Source organism: Burkholderia sp. Ac-20365, from assembly GCF_017104715.1.
Lineage (GTDB): Bacteria > Pseudomonadota > Gammaproteobacteria > Burkholderiales > Burkholderiaceae > Paraburkholderia.
This window is the reverse complement of record NZ_JAAGPI010000029.1, coordinates 105,902-125,352: the sequence shown is the minus strand read 5'-3', so window position 1 is coordinate 125,352 and position 19,451 is coordinate 105,902. Positions and strand designations below refer to the sequence as shown.

Below are 19,451 nucleotides of genomic sequence, written 5' to 3'. Positions count from 1 at the left end.
GTGAAGCGGTGCCGCGCGCGGGCAATGCATCGGGTGGCGGTCAGCCTGGCTGGATCCTCAAGTGCAAGGGCTGGGAGCACGATCCGAACGCGTACATCTACTTCATCACGCAGGCACCCGTGTGGGTGAAGATCTGCAACGTGATCGGCAAGGAAGAGTGGGCCACGGATCCGGAGTACGCGACGCCGACCGCACGTCTGCCGCGCCTGAAGGAAATCTTCGCGGAGATCGAACGCTGGACGATGACGAAGACCAAGTTCGAAGCGATGGAAATCCTCAACAAATACGACATTCCGTGCGGCCCGATCCTGTCGATGCAGGAGATCGCACAGGACGAATCGCTGCGTAAGACAGGCACGATCGTCGAGGTCGATCACCCGGTGCGCGGCAAGTATCTGACGGTGGGCAATCCGATCAAGCTGTCGGACAGCCCGACGGATGTCACGCGCTCGCCGCTGCTCGGCGAACACACGGATGAAGTGATGGCCGAGCTTGGCTATTCGCGTGATCAGGTCGAAGCGCTCAGAACAGCGGGCGCAATCTGAACGAAGCACAAACCGAAGTACGGATAGAACAGGCGCACATGCGCGACGCAAGGAGATGAGATGCCGGATGCTGCGGACTTCATCGCGTGGTCGGGACTAGAACGGCTGGAGTTGTGTGTGTTCGTGTTCTCGGGCGCACTGTTGCTGGCGATTGCGTCGACTGCGATCGTCAACCGCTTTGCGCATGGCAAGCGAAACGTGCGGCAAGTCGCGGCAGGCGACAAGATCGTCGATCTGCTCGCGTTGGGATTGTGTATCTGGCTTGGTTACGCTTTTGTCAACGAGCCGGCGCAACTGCCCGGAACGGCAGCGCTGTTTGCAGTGAGTTTGCTGGCCGCTGCGCTGGGCGCGCACGTGATGCTGACCACGCACGAGCACGCAGCGCATGCGGCCGCGCACTGCGGCGTGTCGGCACGGCATAGCGCGTCGCTGCGTGTCGCATGGGACGGCGACCCCGCGCGCATGCAGGCCGCCGACGACTTCACGCAGCGCTGGACATGGAAGCGAGACCCGCGCCGCACGCAGGCGCGCTGCATGTCAGCAGTGCGACAGATGCATACCACGCACGCGACGATTCGCGTGCGCAGCCGTCAACGTCATCAGGCGCGGCGTTACTGAGGAAAACACGGGACGTCCGCGCTTCGCAGCGAACTTTGCTTCACGAAGCGCAGATGTCGGAGAGAGTCATCGATGAACTGCAACCCTGCGTCATTGAGCGACAGCCCCGCGGTAAAACTGGTTCTTCCGGTCGAAGATCAGTTGCGCGAGAAAGTCCGCGTCATAGGCGTTGAGCAGATGCGACTGAAAGCGCTCGATATACGCCGTGATGCGCGCCACTTCATTGCTGACGTCATCGAAGAAATCGAGCGTGGCCTGGCTCCAGCGGAACCGCAGGCCGAGATCGCTGAACGCGGCGTTGTAGGCGCTCAGCAGCGCTTCATTGTGCAGATCGGCAGACTGATTCATCGCAATGCTCCCATGTCGAGTGACGAGGCTCGTCAGAAGCATAGAAGCCGCAGTGAATCCGCAATAGTTAAAGTTTTATTGGCTATCCATAGCACGTCATTTATGGACGGCCAGTTGATTCACGCGCGTGATCTGCTCGATCAGGTTCGCGCCTTCTTCCATCAGAAAGCGCTTGAACGCCACGGCAACGGGCGGCAGCCGCTTGTTCTTGCGATGCACGACGTACCAGTTGAGCATCACCGGAAAGCCTTCTACGTCGAGCACGACGAGATGGCCGACCTGCAATTCGAGGCTGATGGTATGCGCAGACAGAAACGCGATGCCCATGCCCGCAATCACGGCCTGCTTGATCGTCTCCGTGCTCTTGATCTCCATCGCGATCTTGAGATTCGTCAAGCGTCCCGCGAAGCCTTCTTCCATCGAATTCCACGTGTCCGAGCCGCGTTCGCGCACCACGAACGCCTCGCTCGCAAGCTGACTGAGCTTGATGTTGCGCTTGCTGGCGAGCGGATGCGTGGGCGCCGCGACGATCACATACGGGTGCGGCGCGAACGCTTCGTTGATGGCATCCATTTCCTGCGGCGGACGCACCATCACCGCGAGATCGGTCTGATTGGTCGACAGCTGATGCAGCAGTTCTTCGCGGTTGTGCACCGCAAGGTTCAGTTCGACGCCCGCATAACGACGCGTGAATTCGGCCAGCAGACGCGGAAAGAAGTAGTCGCCCGCGCTGATCACGGCGACGTTCAGTCTGCCGCCCGATACGCCCTTGAGCTGGCCCATCGCTTCGTCGACTTCATGAAATTGCTGAATGATCGCGCGGCTGTAGTGAAGCATTTCCGTGCCGGCCGGCGTCAGGTAGATCTTTTTGCCCAACTGCTCGAAAAGCGGCAGGCCCGCATGTTCTTCGAGCTGTCTGACCTGAGTGGAAACAGCGGGCTGCGTGAGGTGCAATTCCTCGGCCGCGCGCGAAAAGCTCAGATGCCGCGCCACCGTTTCGAAGACTTTCAGCTGGCGCAGAGTCGCGTTACGCATTGTCATGGCAGATGTATAAGCGAAGATGAATCCTCATGGTAACAAACTTTAATTATCAGTAATTCAGCATTGACCCTAGCATGGATTCTGTAATGGACGATTCGCAGCATCAGCATCGGGTTAACGCCTAAAACAAGGCCCGGATGCGACAACGACAAGAGCAGATGACAGGCATCTTTAACGGTTCGAATAAAAGAAGCGCTAAATCGGGCTAAAGGTTTTTTAGAAAAGAAGTACTGGAATTGGCATGAAGAAATACCCGAAAGCAGTAAGTTCGGGACACAACTATAAGGTGGCATGCATACAGACCGGCGCTTTGGCCGGCTGCCCTAAATAGATAGCGGAGACAGGCACATGAACAGCATTTCACAGCAAGCTCCGGTTGCGTTCTGGCGCAGCCGTTGGTGGCAACTAGCATTTGGTGTCCTTTGCATGGCGCTCGTCGCCAACCTGCAGTACGCGTGGACGCTGTTCGTCGCACCGATGAGTGCGAAGCATCACTGGGGGCAGGCTGAAGTCCAGCTCGCATTCTCGATCTTCATCCTGACGGAAACGTGGCTGGTGCCGGTGGAAGGCTGGCTCGTCGACCGCTTCGGTCCGCGTCCCGTCGTTGCGGGTGGCGCAATCTGCGCGGGTCTCGCGTGGGTGATGAACTCGTATGCGACGACGCTGCCGGAGTTGTACATCGCGTCGGTGATCGCCGGTGTCGGCGCGGGCGGCGTGTATGGCACGTGCGTCGGCAATGCGCTGAAGTGGTTCCCGGACAAGCGCGGTCTCGCTGCGGGCCTCACCGCGGCAGGCTTTGGCGCAGGCGCGGCCGTGACGGTGATTCCGATCGCGAACATGATCAACGCGCAGGGCTACGAACACACGTTCCTGTTCTTCGGCATCCTGCAAGGCGTGGCGATCTTCGTGCTGGCGCTGCTGCTGAGAAAGCCGGAAGGCGTGAAGGTGCAGGCGGTCAAGCGCAAGTTCGCGGTCACGAAGCAGGACTACACGCCGGGTCAGATGATCAAGGCGCCGGTGTTCTGGGTCATCTATGCGTGCTTCGTCGCGGTGGCGGCAGGCGGCCTGATGGCAACGGCGCAAATCGGACCGATCGCGAAAGACTGGGGCCTCGCCAAGCTGCCGATGACGCTGTTCGGCGCGACGCTGCCGCTGCTGACGATGACGCTGTCCATCGACAACATCTGCAATGGCTTCACGCGTCCGCTGTGCGGTTTCATCTCCGACAAGATCGGCCGTGAGAACACGATGTTCGCGATCTTCATCGGCGAAGGGCTCGCGCTGCTCGGCCTGATGGAATACGGCCAGAATCCGTACGCGTTCATGACGTTTGCCGCACTGATCTTCCTGTTCTGGGGCGAGATTTTCTCGATCTTCCCGGCGATCTGCGCGGATACGTTCGGTAGCAAGTTCGCGGCGGCGAATGCAGGCACGCTCTATACGGCGAAGGGCACCGCATCGCTGATCGTGCCGATCGCCTCGGTACTCGCGGCAACGGGCGGCTGGAACCTGGTGTTCATCGTGTCGGCTGTCATCACGATTGCAGCGGGTGTGTCGGCGAAATTCGTTCTCGCCCCGATGCGTGCGCGCTGGATCGCTTCATCGAACGAAGCGTCGCACGATCTCGAGCCGGAACTGGCAGCAAGCGGACCGGGCCTGCGTCACTGGCCGGAACAGACGGGCGAATAAACCCGTTTCACTTCACATGGCGACGTGAACACATGAACGTATCGTTGCAGCAATTGAAGGTGTTCGTCGCCGTCGCGCGTCAGCGGAGCTTCACACGGGCGGCGCGCGAATTCGATCTGACGCAGTCGGCCGTGAGCCGGTGCGTGCGGGAACTCGAAGAGGCGATCGCATTGCGCCTGTTCGACCGCACGACGCGTCAGGTCGAGCTGACGACAGCGGGATCGCGGCTCGAACGGCGCATCGGGCGTCTGATCGAAGAGATCGAGCTGACGCTGCGCGAAGAGCGCGCCGCGCACGAAGAGCACACGGGCGTCGTGATCGTGGCATGCGATCCCGTGACGTCTTCGGGCTGGCTGCCGGAGCGGCTCGCACGCAGCGCCGCGAATTTCCCCGACCTGATCGTCACCGCGAAAGAACAGCCTCAACATGCGGTGCTCGCCGCGATCGAGCAGGGCGAAGTCGATTTCGGCGTGCTGTGCGACGCGAATGTCGCGGGCGCCGATGCCTTCCATACGTTGCCGCTCGTCTCCACGCCGCTGTGTGCCGTGCTGCCGCATGGGCATCCGCTCGCGGCGGGCGTCGCGTTGCATTGGGACGCGCTGCGCAATAGCCGTTCCGTCACGCAGCTTGTCACGCTCAATGCAGAAGCGGGCACGCGCAATGTGACCGAGCGGGCACTGAACATGCATCGTATCGATGCGGCGCGGGCCAACGAATGCGGGCATCTCGCCGCGGCGCTGCGCATGATCGAACTGGGCCTCGGCGTCGGCGTATTGCCTGTCGATACGCATGCGGCCGCGCTGCCTGCTACGCTCGTCGCGCTTCCGCTCGTGCCGGAAGTCTCGATGACGACGGTGCTGGTGCGCCGCCGCAACCGTTCGCTGCGCCCGAACGCCGAAGCGGTGTGGGCGCTGTTTGCCGGCAAGGAGTTACAGCCAGCCCATGCCGGCGCCGCCGCGAAGCCCGACGCGGCACCTGCAAATCCGGCTATAAAAGGAATCACACGCGAACCGATGCCGTGCGTACCCGATGACGAGGCTCTGATGCGAGCCTCATAGCGCGGGTGCGGGCGGTTCAGCCATCGGTTCGCGATGAAGCAACATCGCAATCGCAAGGAGCACGTGATGGACACTGAAACCGACCTCAGACGCCATGATCTTCTCATCGACGGCAAGCGGCTGCCGCCCGGCACGGGCGAATACACAGTCAACATCAATCCCGCGACTGAAGAGCCGATAGCGCTCGTCGCGCAAGGCAGCGCGCAGGATGTCGACACGGCCGTCAAGGCCGCGCGCGCGGCGCTCAAAGTGTGGAACGGCCTGCGCGCCGCCGAGCGCGGCCGCATTCTGATGCGCTTTTCCGAAGTGCTGCGCGAGCACCAGGACGAAATCGTCGCGCTCGAAAGCCTCGACGCGGGCAAGCCGCTTGCCGCCGTCAAACGTCAGGACGTCCCTGCCGCGATCGATACGCTCGCGTACTACGCCGGCTGGTGCGACAAGATCAACGGCCAGGTCGTGCCTGTGCGGCCAGACGCGCTGACTTACACGGTGCGCGAGCCCGTCGGCGTGGTCGGCGCGATCGTGCCGTGGAATTTCCCGCTGATGATCGGCATGTGGAAGATCGCGCCTGCGCTCGCGTGCGGCTGCACGCTGGTCGTGAAGCCTGCCGAGATCACGCCGCTGTCCGCGCTGCGTATCGGCGAACTGGCGCTGGAGGCGGGCGTGCCGCCGGGCGTGCTGAATATCGTGACGGGTAAAGGTCGCGTGGTCGGCGATGCGATCGTTGCGCATCCGGGTATCGACAAGGTGACGTTCACCGGTTCGCCCTCTGTCGGGCGGGGCATTCTGCAAGGCGCGGCCGGCAACTTCAAGCGCGTGACGCTGGAACTCGGCGGAAAATCGGCGAACGTGATTTTCGCCGATGCGAATATCGACAAGGCAGTGCGCGCGGCGGCTTCCGGCATTTTCTTCAATACAGGCCAGGTGTGTTCGGCGGGCTCGCGCATTCTGGCGCACCGCGATGTTTATGACGAAGTCGTCGAACGGCTGGCTGAGCGCGCCAAGGCGCTCAAGGTCGGTGATCCGTCCGAACGTGAGACGACCATGGGACCGCTCGTGTCGGCCGGCCAGATGAAGACGGTGCTCGATTATGTGGAGATCGGCAGGAACGAGGGCGCGTCGCTCGTGACGGGCGGCGCGAGGATCGGACAGAAGGGCTTCTTCGTCGAACCGACGGTGTTCGCGAACGTCGAGCACGAAATGCGCATTTCGCAGGAGGAAATCTTCGGGCCGGTGGCGAGTGTCGTGCGCTTCAACGACGAGGAGGACGCCGTGCGCATCGCGAACGGCACGGCGTACAGTCTCGCGGCGGGCGTGTGGAGCGCGGATATCGGCCGCGTGCACCGCGTCGCGCATGCATTGAAGGCGGGCACCGTCTGGATCAACACCTACGGCTATACCGACGTGCGCCTTCCGTGGGGCGGCACGGGCGATTCAGGCTTTGGCCGCGAACACGGCGATGTGGCGATCGAAAACTTCACTGAACCGAAGGCGATCTGGCTCGCGCTAGAACATTGATCGCAGTAACGCGTTAACAAAAAAGGGATCGGACGTTTTGCGTCCGATCCCTTTTTTATGCGCGTACTGCAGCGAACGACTCAACTCGTACGCCGAACCAGCAGAAAGCTCACGCCGATCGCGCCGAGAAACGCGCCGCAGCAACGGTTGAACCAGCGGCGCACTTTGGCGCGCGTGAGCCACTTGCCCAGATACATGCCAGCCCACGAATACAGCGCGATCGCGAACCATTCGAGCACCAGAAAGCTCGCGCCGAGCACGGCGAATTGCGGCAGCATCGGCTTCGAAATATCGACGAATTGCGGCAGGAACGCGGTGAACACCAGAATCGCCTTCGGATTGCCCGCCGCGACAAAACATTCCTGGCGCGCGATGCGCCATAGCGATGCGTCGTCCTGCTTCATTGCGTCCATCGGCCCGGCGTCGCTGCGCCACAGCTGGATAGCGAGCCAGATCAGGTAGGCGGCGCCTGTCAGCTTGATCGCGAGGAAGAACAGCTCGGACGCGTGCAGCACAACGGCAAGACCCGTCGCCGCGAGCACCAGCATGCCCGCGAAGGCGACCAGCCGCCCGCTGCCCGCGACGAATGCGGTCATGAAACCGTGCCGCGCCGCGACGTTGATCGACAGCAGATTGTTGGGCCCGGGCGCCATGTTGATGGCGAAGCAGGCGGGAAGAAAGAACAGCCAGGCGGTGAGGGACATGACGGCACGCTCGGTCAGGCTGCCGCGCAGTGCTCCGAAACACGGCGAGGCGGCGGATTCACACAGGAATATCTGATTGTAGCGAATTGCCGGCTGCGGCCGGCACCGCAGTGGAAGGTGCGTGCCGCGAGGGTGACGAGAAAACGGCGTCCGTTACTGGACGGGCTGAAGTGCCTGCTGGAACAGCGGATCCCTGACGATCGTATCGATGCTCAACTTCACGAGATCGTCGAGCGCAAACGCAGGGTTCGTGAACTTCTGCCGGAACAGATGAACCGTGTTGCTCTTCACATAGACGGTTTCTTTCGTCGAAGCGTTGGTGACGAGATAGCAGACTGTCATCGTCCACGTGGCCGGCGAGCGTGCGTCGTTCACCGACAGCACTTCGATACGCCCGCTCAGCACCAGCTTGTCGTGCGTCGTCACGACGAGCCCCGACTTGCGCCATGCGGACACGACGGCATCGCGCACCGCCGATTCGATTCCCTTCTTCAACAGGATCGACGTCGTCGCCGTATTGGCGATGCGATCGAAAGTGACGGCACCCTCGCGCGCGGGCAAATAGGCGAAGTCGGAAGAAGAGGCGATGGACAGAGCATTGTTCGCGGGCATCGCGTTCGACGACGCAGAACGCGGGACGAACAGCGTGCAGGCGGAAGTCAGAAGCGCGAAGCAGGCAATGCTGGAGCGTTTGAGCAGAAGCGGGTTCACGGCGATGGCGCAGCGGGTGTGGCGCTGCATGATGAAAGTCGAAAGGGGGTCGAGTTTGTCGTGTCAACGTGTCTGCGACCATGAGACGCGTCCTAAAAACACGCGCGCGCCGGCGAACGCACGAGCCGTATCGCATTAAGAGTCTTCTTACATTCATTTTTTGGATAGTCAGCGATACTGATCGATTCCCTTCCGGCACGAAAAGAATAACGCCCATGCTCGATCCGTCCGCACTCCAATCGATGAAGCCGATGTTCATGACGCCGTGTTACGGCGGCAATGTCACGGCGAATTTTGCGAATAGTCTGTTCACGCTCAATAACGCGTTGTGGCAAACGGGCATGCAGGGTGCGGTGCGCATCCGTTCAGGCGAAAGCCTGATCACGCGGGCGCGCAACGAGGCTGTGGCCGAATTTCTGCTCGATCGGACGTGCACGCATCTGTTCTGGATCGACGCGGATATTGGCTTTTCCGTCGATCAGGTGTTCCGTCTGCTGCTTGCGGATCGCGACGTCGCGGCGGGCGTCTATCCGCTCAAGCGCTTCGACTGGCCCGGCGTGCTGCCGGGCGGACTCACGCAGGAAACATTCGCGGCGCGCTACTTGCGCTATCCGGTGAACGCGCACGATGGCGTGTCGTCGGCAGTAGATAGTGACGGCTTCCTTGAAGTCAGCGAAGCGCCGACGGGCTTCATGTGCATCAGGCGCAGCGTGATCGAAACGATGATCGCGCGGCTGCCCGACCTGAAGTATGTGCCCGACGGACCGCCCGATTCGCCGCTCTACGATCTCTGCTATCGCTTCTTCGACGTGATGGTCGAGCCATCCACCCGCCGTTATCTGTCGGAAGACTATGCGTTCTGCCGACGCTGGCGCGATATCGGCGGCCAGATTTTCGTCGATACGCAATCGAAGCTGTCGCATCAGGGCATCTACACGTGGCATGGCGACTTCAGCGCGTCTTTGGCGGCGAGTCCGCGGACGGCGATCGGCGGCGAAAGCTGAACGCAACCTCAAGCTCACCCCATGACAATCGAAACCAATGAGCTGAGCGAGCGTGCGCGCGGCGGCACGGAACTGATGCTGAACGCGCTCCACGCGCGACTCGACCCGGAACTGGCGCGGCAATTTCAGATTATTCCAACTCGTGTCCGCTGGCTTGACCCCGCCCGTAAGCGCATTCTCTGGCTGCACGATAAACCAAGCCGCGAGGAATCCAGCTTCCTGGAGCAGGCTGAAAATCGTGCGGCGTTTGCGGGCATCGTGTGCGTGTCGCATTATCAGGCGGCATTGTTTCAGATGATTCCGGGCGTGCCGTACGCTGATATGGCTGTTTTGCAGAATGCGATCGAGCCGTTCGGCGCCTATGTTCCGCGACGCAGCGAGCGCATCCGCCTGATCTATCACACGACGCCCGATCGCGGCCTCGACATTCTCGTTCCGGTTTTCGAGTATCTGGCGACGCGCCATCCCGACATCGAACTCGATGTCTTTTCCAGCTTCAGCATTTACGACTGGACCGAGCGCGACGAGCCGTACAAACCGCTATTCGAGCGATGCCGCGCCCATCCGCGCATCCGTTATCACGGCGCGCAGCCGAATGCCGTCGTGCGCGAGGCGCTGGGCGAATGCGACATCTTCGCGTACCCGAACATCGAGCCGGAGACGAGTTGCATCTCGGCCATCGAAGCAATGTCGGCCGGCTGTCTCACCGTTTGCGCCGCGTATGGCGGCTTGCCGGAAACCTGTGCGAATTTCGCGCGGCTTTATCCGTTCACCGAGAATCTGCAGGCTCATGCACAGCGCTTTGCCGCCGTGCTCGACGATGCAATCGCAACCGTCCGTCTGCGTCGCCCCGAAGACGAATACTTGCGTGCGCAACAGGTCGAGTACTTCACGCGGTTCTATTCATGGGACAGACGCATTGTCGAATGGGACGCGTATTTGCGTGGTTTGCTTTGAGGTCGTTCGACGCGTTAGGCGATCTAAGACTTAACTGATTTAATACGCGGAGTCCCCGCTCTAAACTTCAAAGTTCACTTGTCGGGCTGCGAGGCGCGATGGAGCGACCGGCGACCAGCCGGTCGCGGGATCGAACGATCCGTTTACGCCACGCGCCGCAGCCGTGTCTTCCGGGCACAGCCGCTAATGCCCGCCGCCCTTTGTTTCCAACGCGAGATCTTGACGTGAAGCACCTGCGCTCATTCCTCGCGCGCGGGCAGGGCATCTCTGCGGCAGCGCATGGTTCGCTGCCGTTCAAACGCAAGACGCTTTCCAGCGTGGCCGCTTTTTCGGCATTGTGGATCGGCGCGTCGGCTGTGCCCGGCGCGTCCACCGCCATGGCCGCCCCGAAGCCGCACAAGCATGATTCCGCTCACAAGCGGCGGCATCATCGTGCACTTGTACATGAGATGACTTTGCCGGGCGCGCGCCCCGTCACTTCGTTCCATCCGGGACGGCCATTGTCGCGCGACATTGATCGCACGCACGCTGAATCCAACGCCGGTTCATCAGACGCTCCGGCGCTTGAGACGGTCATCCATCAACCCGCGTATTCGACGGCGTCGATCAACGTGCGCATGCCGTCGAACGAACTCGTGCCCGGCACGGTCTGCTCGACCACGCCGACGATGTGCGTGCCCCTCGCGCACGAGCATTCGGACGACGGGCACGCATGGTCGGGCCGCGTGAGCCGCGAAGGCGAAGCCGTCAACAGGGCGCAAGCCACCACTGCATTCGGTGATTCCGTCGGCTTCAGCACGCAGGGCGATGCGCAACGTTCGAGCATCGGCGCGATCGGCACGACGCTGCGCGCATCGCTCGCTCAAGCGGGCTTTCCCGCCGAAGTGGCCGCGCAGATCGGCGCGATCTTCGCGGGCCGCGTCGACGTCGACGCGCCCGCGCAAACGGGTGACGAGTACCGGATCGTGATGAGCCGCGCCGACGGCGTGGCCAATGAGCGCATTGCATCGGTCGAAGTCCGTCTGAACGGGCAGGTCTACGATGCGCTGTGGTTCACGGCGCCCGGCGCATCGCAAGGCGCGTACTACACGCTCGATGGCGCGCCGATCGCAAGCGAGCCGTTCGCGATGCCGCTGGACTACCGGCGCGTGAGTTCGCCGTTCGGCATGCGCGTGCATCCCGTGTTCGGCGAGCGGCGGTTTCACACGGGTGTCGACCTGACCGCGCCCGCCGGTACGCCCGTCTACGCGGCCGCGGCCGGCATCGTCGAGATGGCCGGCAACGGTCACGGCTATGGCAAGCACATCGTGCTGCGTCACGACGACGGCTATTCGACGTACTACGCGCATCTGTCGCTGTTCGCGGGTGAACTGAAAGCCGGCGAGCGCATCGAGCAGGGGCAGGTGATCGGCTATGTCGGCCGTACGGGCACGGCAACGGGACCGCACCTGCATTACGAAGTGCGCAAGGACGATCATCCCGTCGATCCGCTGATACTGACCGCGCATCAGTTCGTCGCGCCGCTGTCGGGCGCCGCGCGCGTCGCGTTCGACGAACGCGCCGCCGCTGCCCGCACGCAACTGGCAGCGCTGCCAGCGCCCGCCATGCGCATCGCGCTCATTCTCCAGCCGCCGCGTTTCTTCTGACGTGGTCACGCGATGGCGCCTCAAGCGCCATCGCTTCTGCCTTTCCCGCTTTTTCCGCTTTTCTCGATTGCGACCGTCCAGGTGGCACGCACTTGCGCGCCTGTTCGCCACAGGATTAAATACAGTCCATCCGAAGGAAGTGCGCGGTCCAGTACGATCTGCACACCCGGCGCCGCCGGCGCTGTGCAACGCAACACGAACCGCTACGATCCATCCACGCCAGCCGGGAACCGTCGATCCACGACGCATTTTCGCGGCATGCGGTAGCAGTGCGACCCAATGCAAGCTGTTTCACAAGAACGGAGAAACGCATGAAGGCCAGCACCATCGCGGAACGCGAAGCCAGCGGGCGCGCAGCCCGAGAACACGCCAGGCGCTCCAGTCATCGCGCGATCGGCCATATGCATCGCAATCCCGTCGATCTGCTGCGGCAAAGCAGCGAAGGACGCGTCGAGCGCCTCGTGCCGCTGCGCTATGGGCGTATGGCCGTGTCGCCGTTCACCTTCTATCGCGGCAGTGCGATCCTGCAGGCGCACGATCTCAGCATGACGCCGCACACGTCGCTCACGCTGCCCATCTGCGGCGACGCGCATCTGCTGAACTTCGGCGGTTTCGCGACACCTGAGCGCCAGCTGATCTTCGATCTGAACGATTTCGACGAAGTATCCACCGCGCCGTTCGAATGGGACCTGAAGCGGCTGGTGGCGAGCTTCGTCGTGGCCGCGCGGCACATGCGCTTTAGCCGCGGCGCCGCCTACGATCTCGTGATGACGGCCGCCAATCAGTACCGCGACCGCATGGCGCAGTACGCCGAATGCGGCACGCTGGAACTGTGGTACGAGCGGATCACGTTCGACCGGATGGTCGACATGGCCGTGAACGCCGAGAACCGCCGCCTGATCCGGCGCGGGATGGAAAAGGCGGCGACCCGCACGCACGAAAGCATGCTCGACAAGCTGTGCGAGCGCGAGGGCGAGCATTACGTGATGCGCGACATGCCGCCCAGCCTGTTCCACGTGCACGGAGCGGGCACGCTATTCGATCCCGAAGACGACTGGTTCCGGGTTGGCGACTGGCGCAAGCTGATTCAAGGCACCTACGAAGGCTATCTGAAGACGCTCAACGAAGATCGGCGCGATCTGCTGGAACAGTTCGCATTGCACGACCTGGCGTTCAAGGTGGTAGGCGTGGGCAGCGTCGGCACGCGCTGTCTCGTGCTGCTCACGGTCGATCCGCGCGGCAAGCCGCTCTTTCTGCAGATCAAGGAAGCGCGCCGCTCGGTGATCGCGCAGCATTTCAAGGCGGGTCCGCGCAAGCTGGAGCCCAGGCACGAGGGCGAGCGCGTCGTGCAGGGTCAGCGCATGTTGCAGGCGGCCAGCGATATCTTTCTCGGCTGGTCGACGGGGCCCGCCGGCCGGCACTTTTATTTCCGTCAGTTGCGCGACATGAAACTGACACCGAGCGTCGATCTGTTCGACGTCGACCAGCTGAACGGCTATGCGCGTCTGTGCGGCTGGGCGCTGGCGCGCGCGCACGCGAAGGCGGGCGGCAAGGCGATCGAGATCAGCGCGTATATTGGACGCAGCGACCAGTTCGCGGAGGCGCTCGCCGAGTATGCGGCGGCCTACGCCGATCAGGTCGAGCGCGATTATGACGTGTTCATGAAAGCGTGCCGCAGCGGCGAGCTGGAGGCGCGCACCGACGAAGACATGGCAGCTGATTTTCGTATTTGATGTGACACCCGGCGATTGCGCCGGAACCATCAACGATGGCGCGCGTTCAATGCAGCTGTGTCCGATGGCGCACGCCACGAAGCAGTACAGTCGCGTAATGCAGTGGTGCAAGTTGCCGCGCATTGCGCCGTCTGTGGCGAGCAGTAGCAGGGCACCGTGGTGCTAACTCTCATCGGAGGTTCGCATGCTTTCCCTCATTGGCACGATAGTCGTCGGGTTGGTCGTCGGTCTGATTGCGCGCGCGCTCAAACCGGGCGACGACAGCATGGGCCTGATCATGACGATCATTCTCGGCATTGCCGGCTCGCTGATCGCGGGCTACGTCGGGCGCGCGCTGGGCTGGTATCAGCCGGGGCAGGCAGCCGGCTGGATCGCGTCGATCATCGGCGCGATCATACTGCTCGTCATTTATCACCTGATCCGGCGGCGCGTGTAGGTGTGATACGAGGCGGCGGCGCCGGGAGTCAGCCTTCAGGCGCCGTTCGCCTCGCGCAGCGTCACGAAGCGCAGGCCGCGCGCGCGCACGGTCTCGATCAGACGCGGCAGCACGTCGAGCACGACAGGCTTGCCGGATGCGTCCCTGGCCGCGCTCGCGTCGTGCAGCAGCAGGATGTCGCGCGCCGCGAGCCCGTCGACGAGCCGTTCCAGCACGCGTTGCGGGTTGCGCTCGCGGGTGTCGAAGCCGCGCCGCGTCCACGCGGCGAGCCGCAGGTCGAGCTTTTGCAGCACCGGCTCGAGAAACAGGTTGCGCAGGCCGGCCGGCGCGCGGAAAAACATCGGACGCTCGCCCGTCAGCGCTTCGAGCGTGTGCTGCGCGGCGTCGATTTCGCGCGTGAGCCCGCGTGGCAGCGTGACCGAGAACGTGTGCACGTGAACCTGCGAATGATTCTCGACGTCGTGTCCACGCGCGACGATCTCGCGCATCAGCGCCGGATACTGCTGGGCACGCGCGCCGATACAGAAGAACGTCGCGCGCACGCCGTGCGCGTCGAGCAGGTCGAGCACCTGAGGCGTGACGACCGGGTCGGGGCCGTCGTCGATGGTCAGCGCGACGGCGTCGGCGTTGCGCGGCGTATCAGGCAGGCGCGTCCAGTTCGGGCCGAGCAGCGACGAGCGCGGCCACAGTCCGATCGACACGACGATCAGATGGCTCACGACGATGCCCGCGAGCCACCACGGCCAGTGCGTCGGCGCGAACGTCCAGCCCGCGAGCATCGCGGCATGCCACGCGATGGTGGCGTTGAACATCGGCGGATTGCCCGTGCGGGGCCAGCGGCGAACGGGCGCGGCGCTATCGGCGGCGCGCGCCAGCGGCGGATTCGGTTGATTCATGATGCGTTTCGTCTGCCGGTTTTCTTCATATCAAGCCGGCAGGACCTTCGTGATGCACGTCAAACGCGAACGATACCATTGGCGCGCGTCGCGTCTCGAAAATGGCAGAGTTGGAAAGAGTTCGTCGTGCCCCGTTTGAGGCCGCGCTGGGGAAGCCGCTTTTCAGAACGCAGGCGCAAACCCGGTATTCTTGACCCCTTTCCACCCATCCGCCGATCCCAACCCGCGCCATGCGTCTGCGCCATATCGAAGTCTTCCACGCCATCATGCGCACGGGCTCGCTGTCGAAAGCGGCCGAACTGCTGTGCGTGTCGCAGCCCGCCGTCAGCAAGGTGCTCGCGCACGCCGAGCGCAGCGCCGGCCTGACGCTCTTCAACCGCGTGCATGGCCGTCTTCAGCCGACGCGCGAGGCCGAACTGCTGTTCTCCGAAACGCAGAAGCTGCAGGCGAATCTGGACAGTATCCGCGACCTTGCGCGCAATCTCGCGCTGCAACCGGAAGGGCATCTGCGCATCGGCTGCCTGCCGAGTCTGGGTCTGAGCCTGCTTCCGCCCGCCGTCGAAGCGTTTCGCGCCGCCTATCCGCGCGTGTCGCTGCGCATCCAGACACGGCATACGGAAGAACTGCTCAACGCGCTGCTCACACGCGATCTCGATCTCGCCGTCGCGCTGAATCCGCCGGCGCGGCCGGGCATCGCGTCGGTCGAACTGGGGCGCACGCCTGTCGTGTGTGTCGGGCCACGCGATGAAGCCGCGGGCGCTGCGCCGATCTCGCTGCAAACGTTCGTGGAAGGCGACTGGATCGGCATCGGCGATACGGATCCGCTGGGCGAGATGATCGGCAACGCGCTAGAAACATTGGGACTCGACGGTCACGCGCCTGCTGTGGAAGCGCATACCTGGCATGTCGCCCGCGCCCTCGCGGCGCGCGGTATCGGCTATGCGCTGCTCGACGAGCTGACGGCGAAAAGCGGCGCGGAAGCCGTGACCATACGGCCCGTCGAGCCGCCGCTGTCGGTTGGTGTGTTCGCGCTGTGGCGCGACGGCGGGCTGACTTCGCAGGCAGGCAGCGCATTCGTCGATGTGCTGCGCGCGCGTTTCTCGCAAGGCGCACGCCCTTAACCTCAGGTTATGCAGCCGCCCATTTCGTCAATTGATGCAACGTTTTCGACGCGCGACACTCGTCTGCAATGCAATCGAAAGGGTAGTGAGCATTCATGCGAGTGTGTGTCCTCGGAGCGGGCGTCGTCGGGCTGACGACGGCCTGGAGTCTGGCCCGCGATGGCCACGACGTCACCATCGTCGAAGCGCGCGGCGGCGCGGCGCTCGAAGCGAGCTTCGCGAACGGCGGCCAGCTGAGTTACAGCTATGTGGCGCCGCTCGCCGATCCCGCCGTGCTGCCCAAGCTGCCCGCGTGGCTGCTGCAGCGCGACTCGGCGCTGCGCTTCATTCCACGTTTCGATCCGCAGCAGTGGCGCTGGTGCATCGCGTTTCTGCTGGCGTGCCGCAGCCATCGCGCGCGGCAGACGGCGCTGGAATTGCTGAGCCTCGGCGCGCTCAGCAAGACGGCGCTGCATGAGATCGTCGGGCACGAATCGATTGCGTTCGATTACGTGCGCAACGGCAAGCTCGTCGTTTATCGCGATCCGCACGAGTTCGGGCACGCGCGCCGCAAGATGGACTTATTGGTCGCCGCGGGCTCGGATCAGCGCGCGCTCGACGCCAGCGCGTGCGTGGCGCTCGAACCCGCGCTCGCGCATGCGCAGCCGCTGATTGCGGGCGGCATTCACACGCCGTCGGAAGAAGCGGGCGATTGTCATCGTTTCGCTGTTGCGCTTGCGGACGCGCTGCAGCGGCGATACGGCGTGACGATCCGCTATGAAACGCCGGTGGTTGAACTCGTTCGCGAAGGCAGGCGGATCGTCGCGGCGCGCACTGCGTCGGGCGATATCGACGCCGACGCGTTCGTGGTCGCGCTAGGCCTTGGCAGTGTGCCGTTGCTCGACATGCTCGGGGTGCATTTGCCCGTCTATCCGCTGACGGGCTACAGCCTCACGATCGATAACGCCGACCCGCGTCACACGCCGCGCGTGAGCGTGACGGACCCGCATCGCAAGATCGTGTATGCGCCGCTTGGCAAGCGCTTGCGGATTGCGGGCATGGTCGAGATCGCGGGACTGAGTGACGCGCAGCGTGCGCCTCGTGTCGCGTTGCTCAAGCGCCAGGCGCAGGAAATCTTCCCAGCTTCAGGCGACTACGCGAACGCGCAGAGCTGGTGCGGCCATCGACCGGCGACGCCCGATTCGAAGCCGCTGATCGGCAAAACGCCTTACGACAACCTTTGGCTCAACACGGGCCACGGCGCGCTGGGCTTCACGCTCGCGTGCGGCAGTGCGCGCGTGCTCGCCGACGCGATCGCGGGCCGCGCGCCATCCGTCGATATCGCCGCTTATGCTTACGACCGCTGAATCCGTTGCACACACATCCATAACAGGAGAGACCATGAAAACAACGATGAAAAGGCATGCAACGCTCGCGGCGCTGATCGCCGTCACTTTCGCCGGCGGCAACGCACAGGCACAGGACCAGAGCGCAACCTTGAAGAAGATCCGCGAAACGGGCGCGATCTCGCTCGGCGTGCGCGAATCGTCGGTGCCGTTTTCGTACTATGACGAGCAGCAGCACGTGATCGGCTATTCGCAGGCAATCGCGCTGAAGATCGTCGACGAGGTGAAGAAAGAGCTGAACATGCCTGATCTCAAGATCCGCGAAATTCCTATCACGTCGCAGAACCGCATTCCGCTCGTGCAGAACGGCACGATCGATATCGAATGCGGCTCGACCACGCATACAAAGGAGCGCGACAACCAGGTCGCGTTTTCGAACAGCTTCTTCCAGTACGGCGTGCGGATGATCGCGAGAAAGGACTCGGGCGTGAAGGACTTCGGCGATCTCGCCAACAAAACGGTCGTGACGACGGCGGGCACGTCCGAAGAGCGTCTGTTGCGGCAGATGAATGCCGAGAAGTCGATGAACATGCGCCTGATCAGCGCGAAGGATCACGCCGAGTCGTTTCTAAACGTGAAGACGGGGCGCGCGGTTGCGTTCGTGATGGACGATCCGCTGCTGTACGGCGCGAAGGCAAAAGAAGCGAACGCGGACGATTACGTGATCACCGGCACGTCGGCGATGTCCGAGGTATATGGCTGCATGTTCCGCAAGGAAGACCCCGGCTTCAAGAAACTCGCCGATGGCGTGATCGCGCGCTTGCAAACTTCGGGCGAAGCGGCGAACCTTTATCAGAAGTGGTTCACGCAACCCATCCCGCCGAAGGGCATCAATCTGAACTATCCGTTGTCGGCGGAGATGAAACAGCTGTTCGCGAAGCCGAACGATCGCGCGCTCGATTGACGGGCAAGCGTCGCGCCGTATCGCGGGCAGCACGACCTGGAGAGACGGTGTGACGCAGACAGCAGAGACAGCACAGGCAAACAAGGTAGCGCTCGTGACGGGCGCGGGCAGCGGTATCGGCCGCGCGACGGCGCGCAAGCTGCTTTCCAGCGGCTATAGCGTGGTGTTGACGGGCCGCAGGCAGGAACCACTCGATGCGCTCGCAACGGAAGCCCAGGCGCAAGGTCAGGACGCGCTTGCCGTAGCAGCCGATGTGACGGATGCCACGAGCGTCGCCGCGCTGTTCGACACAATCCGGCTGCGTTATGGCCGGCTCGATGTGCTGTTCAACAACGCGGGACGCAATGCGCCGCCCGTCGAGATCGACCAGATCGAACTCGACGACTGGCGCTCCGTCGTCGATACCAACCTCACCGGCGTGTTCCTGTGCACGCGCGCGGCGTTCGGAATGATGAAGGCGCAAACCCCGCGTGGCGGACGCATCATCAATAACGGCTCGATCTCCGCGCATGCGCCGCGGCCGTTCAGCATTGCGTACACGGCCACCAAGCATGCAATCACCGGTCTCACCAAATCCGTTTCGCTCGACGGCCGGCCGTATGACATCGTGTGCGGCCAGATCGACATCGGCAACGCCGCGACCGAAATGGCCGAGCGGATGGCGCGCGGGGTGCCGCAGGCGAACGGCACGATAGCCGTCGAACCGCTGATGGACGTCGAACACGTCGCCGATGCCGTGCTGCATATGGCGAATCTGCCGCTGTCGGCGAACGTGCAGTTCATGACGATCATGGCGAGCAAGATGCCGTTCGTCGGCCGCGGATGACGTAGTTGTGACACGACGCGGCGCGGGCAGTCGACTTATACTGGGCGCTTCCCCAATTATCGGAAGTGAATGTGACTGCTGACGAGGCCACGCGCCCGGCGGCTTCGGCCGCCGTTGACGATCCGCGCCCCACGCCGCCCACCGAGCCCGAACCCGGCGATTGCTGTCAAAGCGGCTGTGATCCGTGTGTGTTCGATCTGTACACGGAAGAACTCACGCGGTATCGCGCGGCGCTCGCTGCGTGGGAAGCGCGGCAGGCTGCGAATGGCGCTGAACAGTAGCCGCATTCGCACGCCTTGTCTTTGTCTCGC

The 19,451-nt window shown here is 63.1% G+C and carries 20 protein-coding genes; 15 read left to right on the top strand and 5 right to left on the bottom strand.

The genetic code is table 11. The features are described from left to right. Both G3O01_RS33695 and G3O01_RS33690 read left to right on the top strand, forming a co-directional pair. The coding region (locus G3O01_RS33695) for a CoA transferase (protein WP_205811312.1) at positions 1-545 on the top strand (545 nt) is incomplete at its 5' end. Positions 546-605: 60 nt separating this feature from the next. Then, positions 606-1,163: an NADP transhydrogenase subunit beta gene (locus tag G3O01_RS33690; RefSeq protein WP_205811311.1), complete on the top strand. Its 558-nt coding sequence runs from the start codon at positions 606-608 to the stop codon at positions 1,161-1,163. Between the two features lie 90 nt (positions 1,164-1,253). On the opposite strand, the gene G3O01_RS33685 is transcribed toward G3O01_RS33690, so the two are convergent. Then, a complete protein-coding gene (locus G3O01_RS33685; RefSeq protein WP_109479575.1) occupies positions 1,254-1,511 on the bottom strand; it encodes a hypothetical protein in 258 nt (85 codons plus the stop codon). A gap of 96 nt (positions 1,512-1,607) precedes the next feature. Further along, complete coding sequence (locus tag G3O01_RS33680; RefSeq protein ID WP_205811310.1) at positions 1,608-2,552, bottom strand: LysR family transcriptional regulator; 945 nt, start codon at positions 2,550-2,552, stop codon at positions 1,608-1,610. Between the two features lie 348 nt (positions 2,553-2,900). Here G3O01_RS33680 and oxlT point away from each other — a divergent pair, with 348 nt between their 5' ends. The 3 genes from oxlT (at position 2,901) to G3O01_RS33665 (ending at position 6,817) form a co-directional block, all read left to right on the top strand. Then, the gene (gene oxlT, locus G3O01_RS33675) at positions 2,901-4,241 is read left to right on the top strand and encodes an oxalate/formate MFS antiporter (RefSeq protein ID WP_205811309.1); all 1,341 of its coding nucleotides are present in this window, start codon (positions 2,901-2,903) and stop codon (positions 4,239-4,241) included. 32 nt (positions 4,242-4,273) lie between these two features. Next, the gene (locus G3O01_RS33670) at positions 4,274-5,299 is read left to right on the top strand and encodes a LysR family transcriptional regulator (RefSeq protein WP_205811308.1); all 1,026 of its coding nucleotides are present in this window, start codon (positions 4,274-4,276) and stop codon (positions 5,297-5,299) included. Positions 5,300-5,365: 66 nt separating this feature from the next. Beyond that, positions 5,366-6,817 (top strand): aldehyde dehydrogenase family protein, encoded by a 1,452-nt coding sequence (locus tag G3O01_RS33665; RefSeq protein ID WP_205811307.1) that lies wholly within the window; start codon positions 5,366-5,368, stop codon positions 6,815-6,817. Positions 6,818-6,897: 80 nt separating this feature from the next. On the opposite strand, the gene G3O01_RS33660 is transcribed toward G3O01_RS33665, so the two are convergent. Together G3O01_RS33660 and G3O01_RS33655 are read right to left on the bottom strand one after the other, a co-directional pair. Further along, positions 6,898-7,521, bottom strand: a complete 624-nt coding sequence (locus tag G3O01_RS33660; RefSeq protein WP_205811306.1) for a LysE family translocator — start codon at positions 7,519-7,521, stop codon at positions 6,898-6,900. Between the two features lie 153 nt (positions 7,522-7,674). Further along, on the bottom strand, positions 7,675-8,262 hold the full coding sequence (locus G3O01_RS33655) for a hypothetical protein (RefSeq protein WP_241024476.1): 588 nt from the start codon (positions 8,260-8,262) through the stop codon (positions 7,675-7,677). A gap of 185 nt (positions 8,263-8,447) precedes the next feature. Here G3O01_RS33655 and G3O01_RS33650 point away from each other — a divergent pair, with 185 nt between their 5' ends. The 5 genes from G3O01_RS33650 (at position 8,448) to G3O01_RS33630 (ending at position 14,008) form a co-directional block, all read left to right on the top strand. Then, positions 8,448-9,236, top strand: a complete 789-nt coding sequence (locus G3O01_RS33650; RefSeq protein ID WP_205811305.1) for a hypothetical protein — start codon at positions 8,448-8,450, stop codon at positions 9,234-9,236. Positions 9,237-9,257: 21 nt separating this feature from the next. Further along, positions 9,258-10,193 (top strand): glycosyltransferase family 4 protein, encoded by a 936-nt coding sequence (locus G3O01_RS33645; protein ID WP_205811304.1) that lies wholly within the window; start codon positions 9,258-9,260, stop codon positions 10,191-10,193. A 224-nt stretch (positions 10,194-10,417) separates the two neighbouring features. Further along, complete coding sequence (locus G3O01_RS33640; RefSeq protein ID WP_205811303.1) at positions 10,418-11,839, top strand: M23 family metallopeptidase; 1,422 nt, start codon at positions 10,418-10,420, stop codon at positions 11,837-11,839. Positions 11,840-12,150: 311 nt separating this feature from the next. Next, complete coding sequence (locus G3O01_RS33635; RefSeq protein ID WP_205811302.1) at positions 12,151-13,572, top strand: DUF2252 domain-containing protein; 1,422 nt, start codon at positions 12,151-12,153, stop codon at positions 13,570-13,572. A gap of 184 nt (positions 13,573-13,756) precedes the next feature. After that, entirely contained in the window at positions 13,757-14,008 is a 252-nt protein-coding gene (locus tag G3O01_RS33630) for a GlsB/YeaQ/YmgE family stress response membrane protein (protein ID WP_205811301.1), read from the top strand. A 35-nt stretch (positions 14,009-14,043) separates the two neighbouring features. On the opposite strand, the gene G3O01_RS33625 is transcribed toward G3O01_RS33630, so the two are convergent. Continuing rightward, on the bottom strand, positions 14,044-14,904 hold the full coding sequence (locus G3O01_RS33625) for a polysaccharide deacetylase family protein (protein WP_205811300.1): 861 nt from the start codon (positions 14,902-14,904) through the stop codon (positions 14,044-14,046). 230 nt (positions 14,905-15,134) lie between these two features. On the opposite strand from G3O01_RS33625, the gene G3O01_RS33620 reads away from it, so the two are divergent. From G3O01_RS33620 to G3O01_RS33600, 5 genes are all read left to right on the top strand, one after another. Then, positions 15,135-16,025 (top strand): LysR family transcriptional regulator, encoded by an 891-nt coding sequence (locus G3O01_RS33620; RefSeq protein ID WP_205811299.1) that lies wholly within the window; start codon positions 15,135-15,137, stop codon positions 16,023-16,025. Between the two features lie 95 nt (positions 16,026-16,120). Next, entirely contained in the window at positions 16,121-17,371 is a 1,251-nt protein-coding gene (locus tag G3O01_RS33615) for a D-amino acid dehydrogenase (RefSeq protein WP_205811298.1), read from the top strand. A gap of 46 nt (positions 17,372-17,417) precedes the next feature. Further along, the gene (locus G3O01_RS33610) at positions 17,418-18,314 is read left to right on the top strand and encodes a glutamate/aspartate ABC transporter substrate-binding protein (RefSeq protein WP_205811317.1); all 897 of its coding nucleotides are present in this window, start codon (positions 17,418-17,420) and stop codon (positions 18,312-18,314) included. 49 nt (positions 18,315-18,363) lie between these two features. Beyond that, complete coding sequence (locus G3O01_RS33605; protein WP_205811297.1) at positions 18,364-19,140, top strand: SDR family oxidoreductase; 777 nt, start codon at positions 18,364-18,366, stop codon at positions 19,138-19,140. A 71-nt stretch (positions 19,141-19,211) separates the two neighbouring features. Then, positions 19,212-19,421 carry an oxidoreductase-like domain-containing protein gene (locus tag G3O01_RS33600; protein WP_205811296.1) on the top strand — a complete coding sequence of 70 codons (210 nt, stop codon included), beginning with the start codon at positions 19,212-19,214 and terminating at the stop codon, positions 19,419-19,421. Positions 19,422-19,451 lie beyond the last annotated feature (30 nt).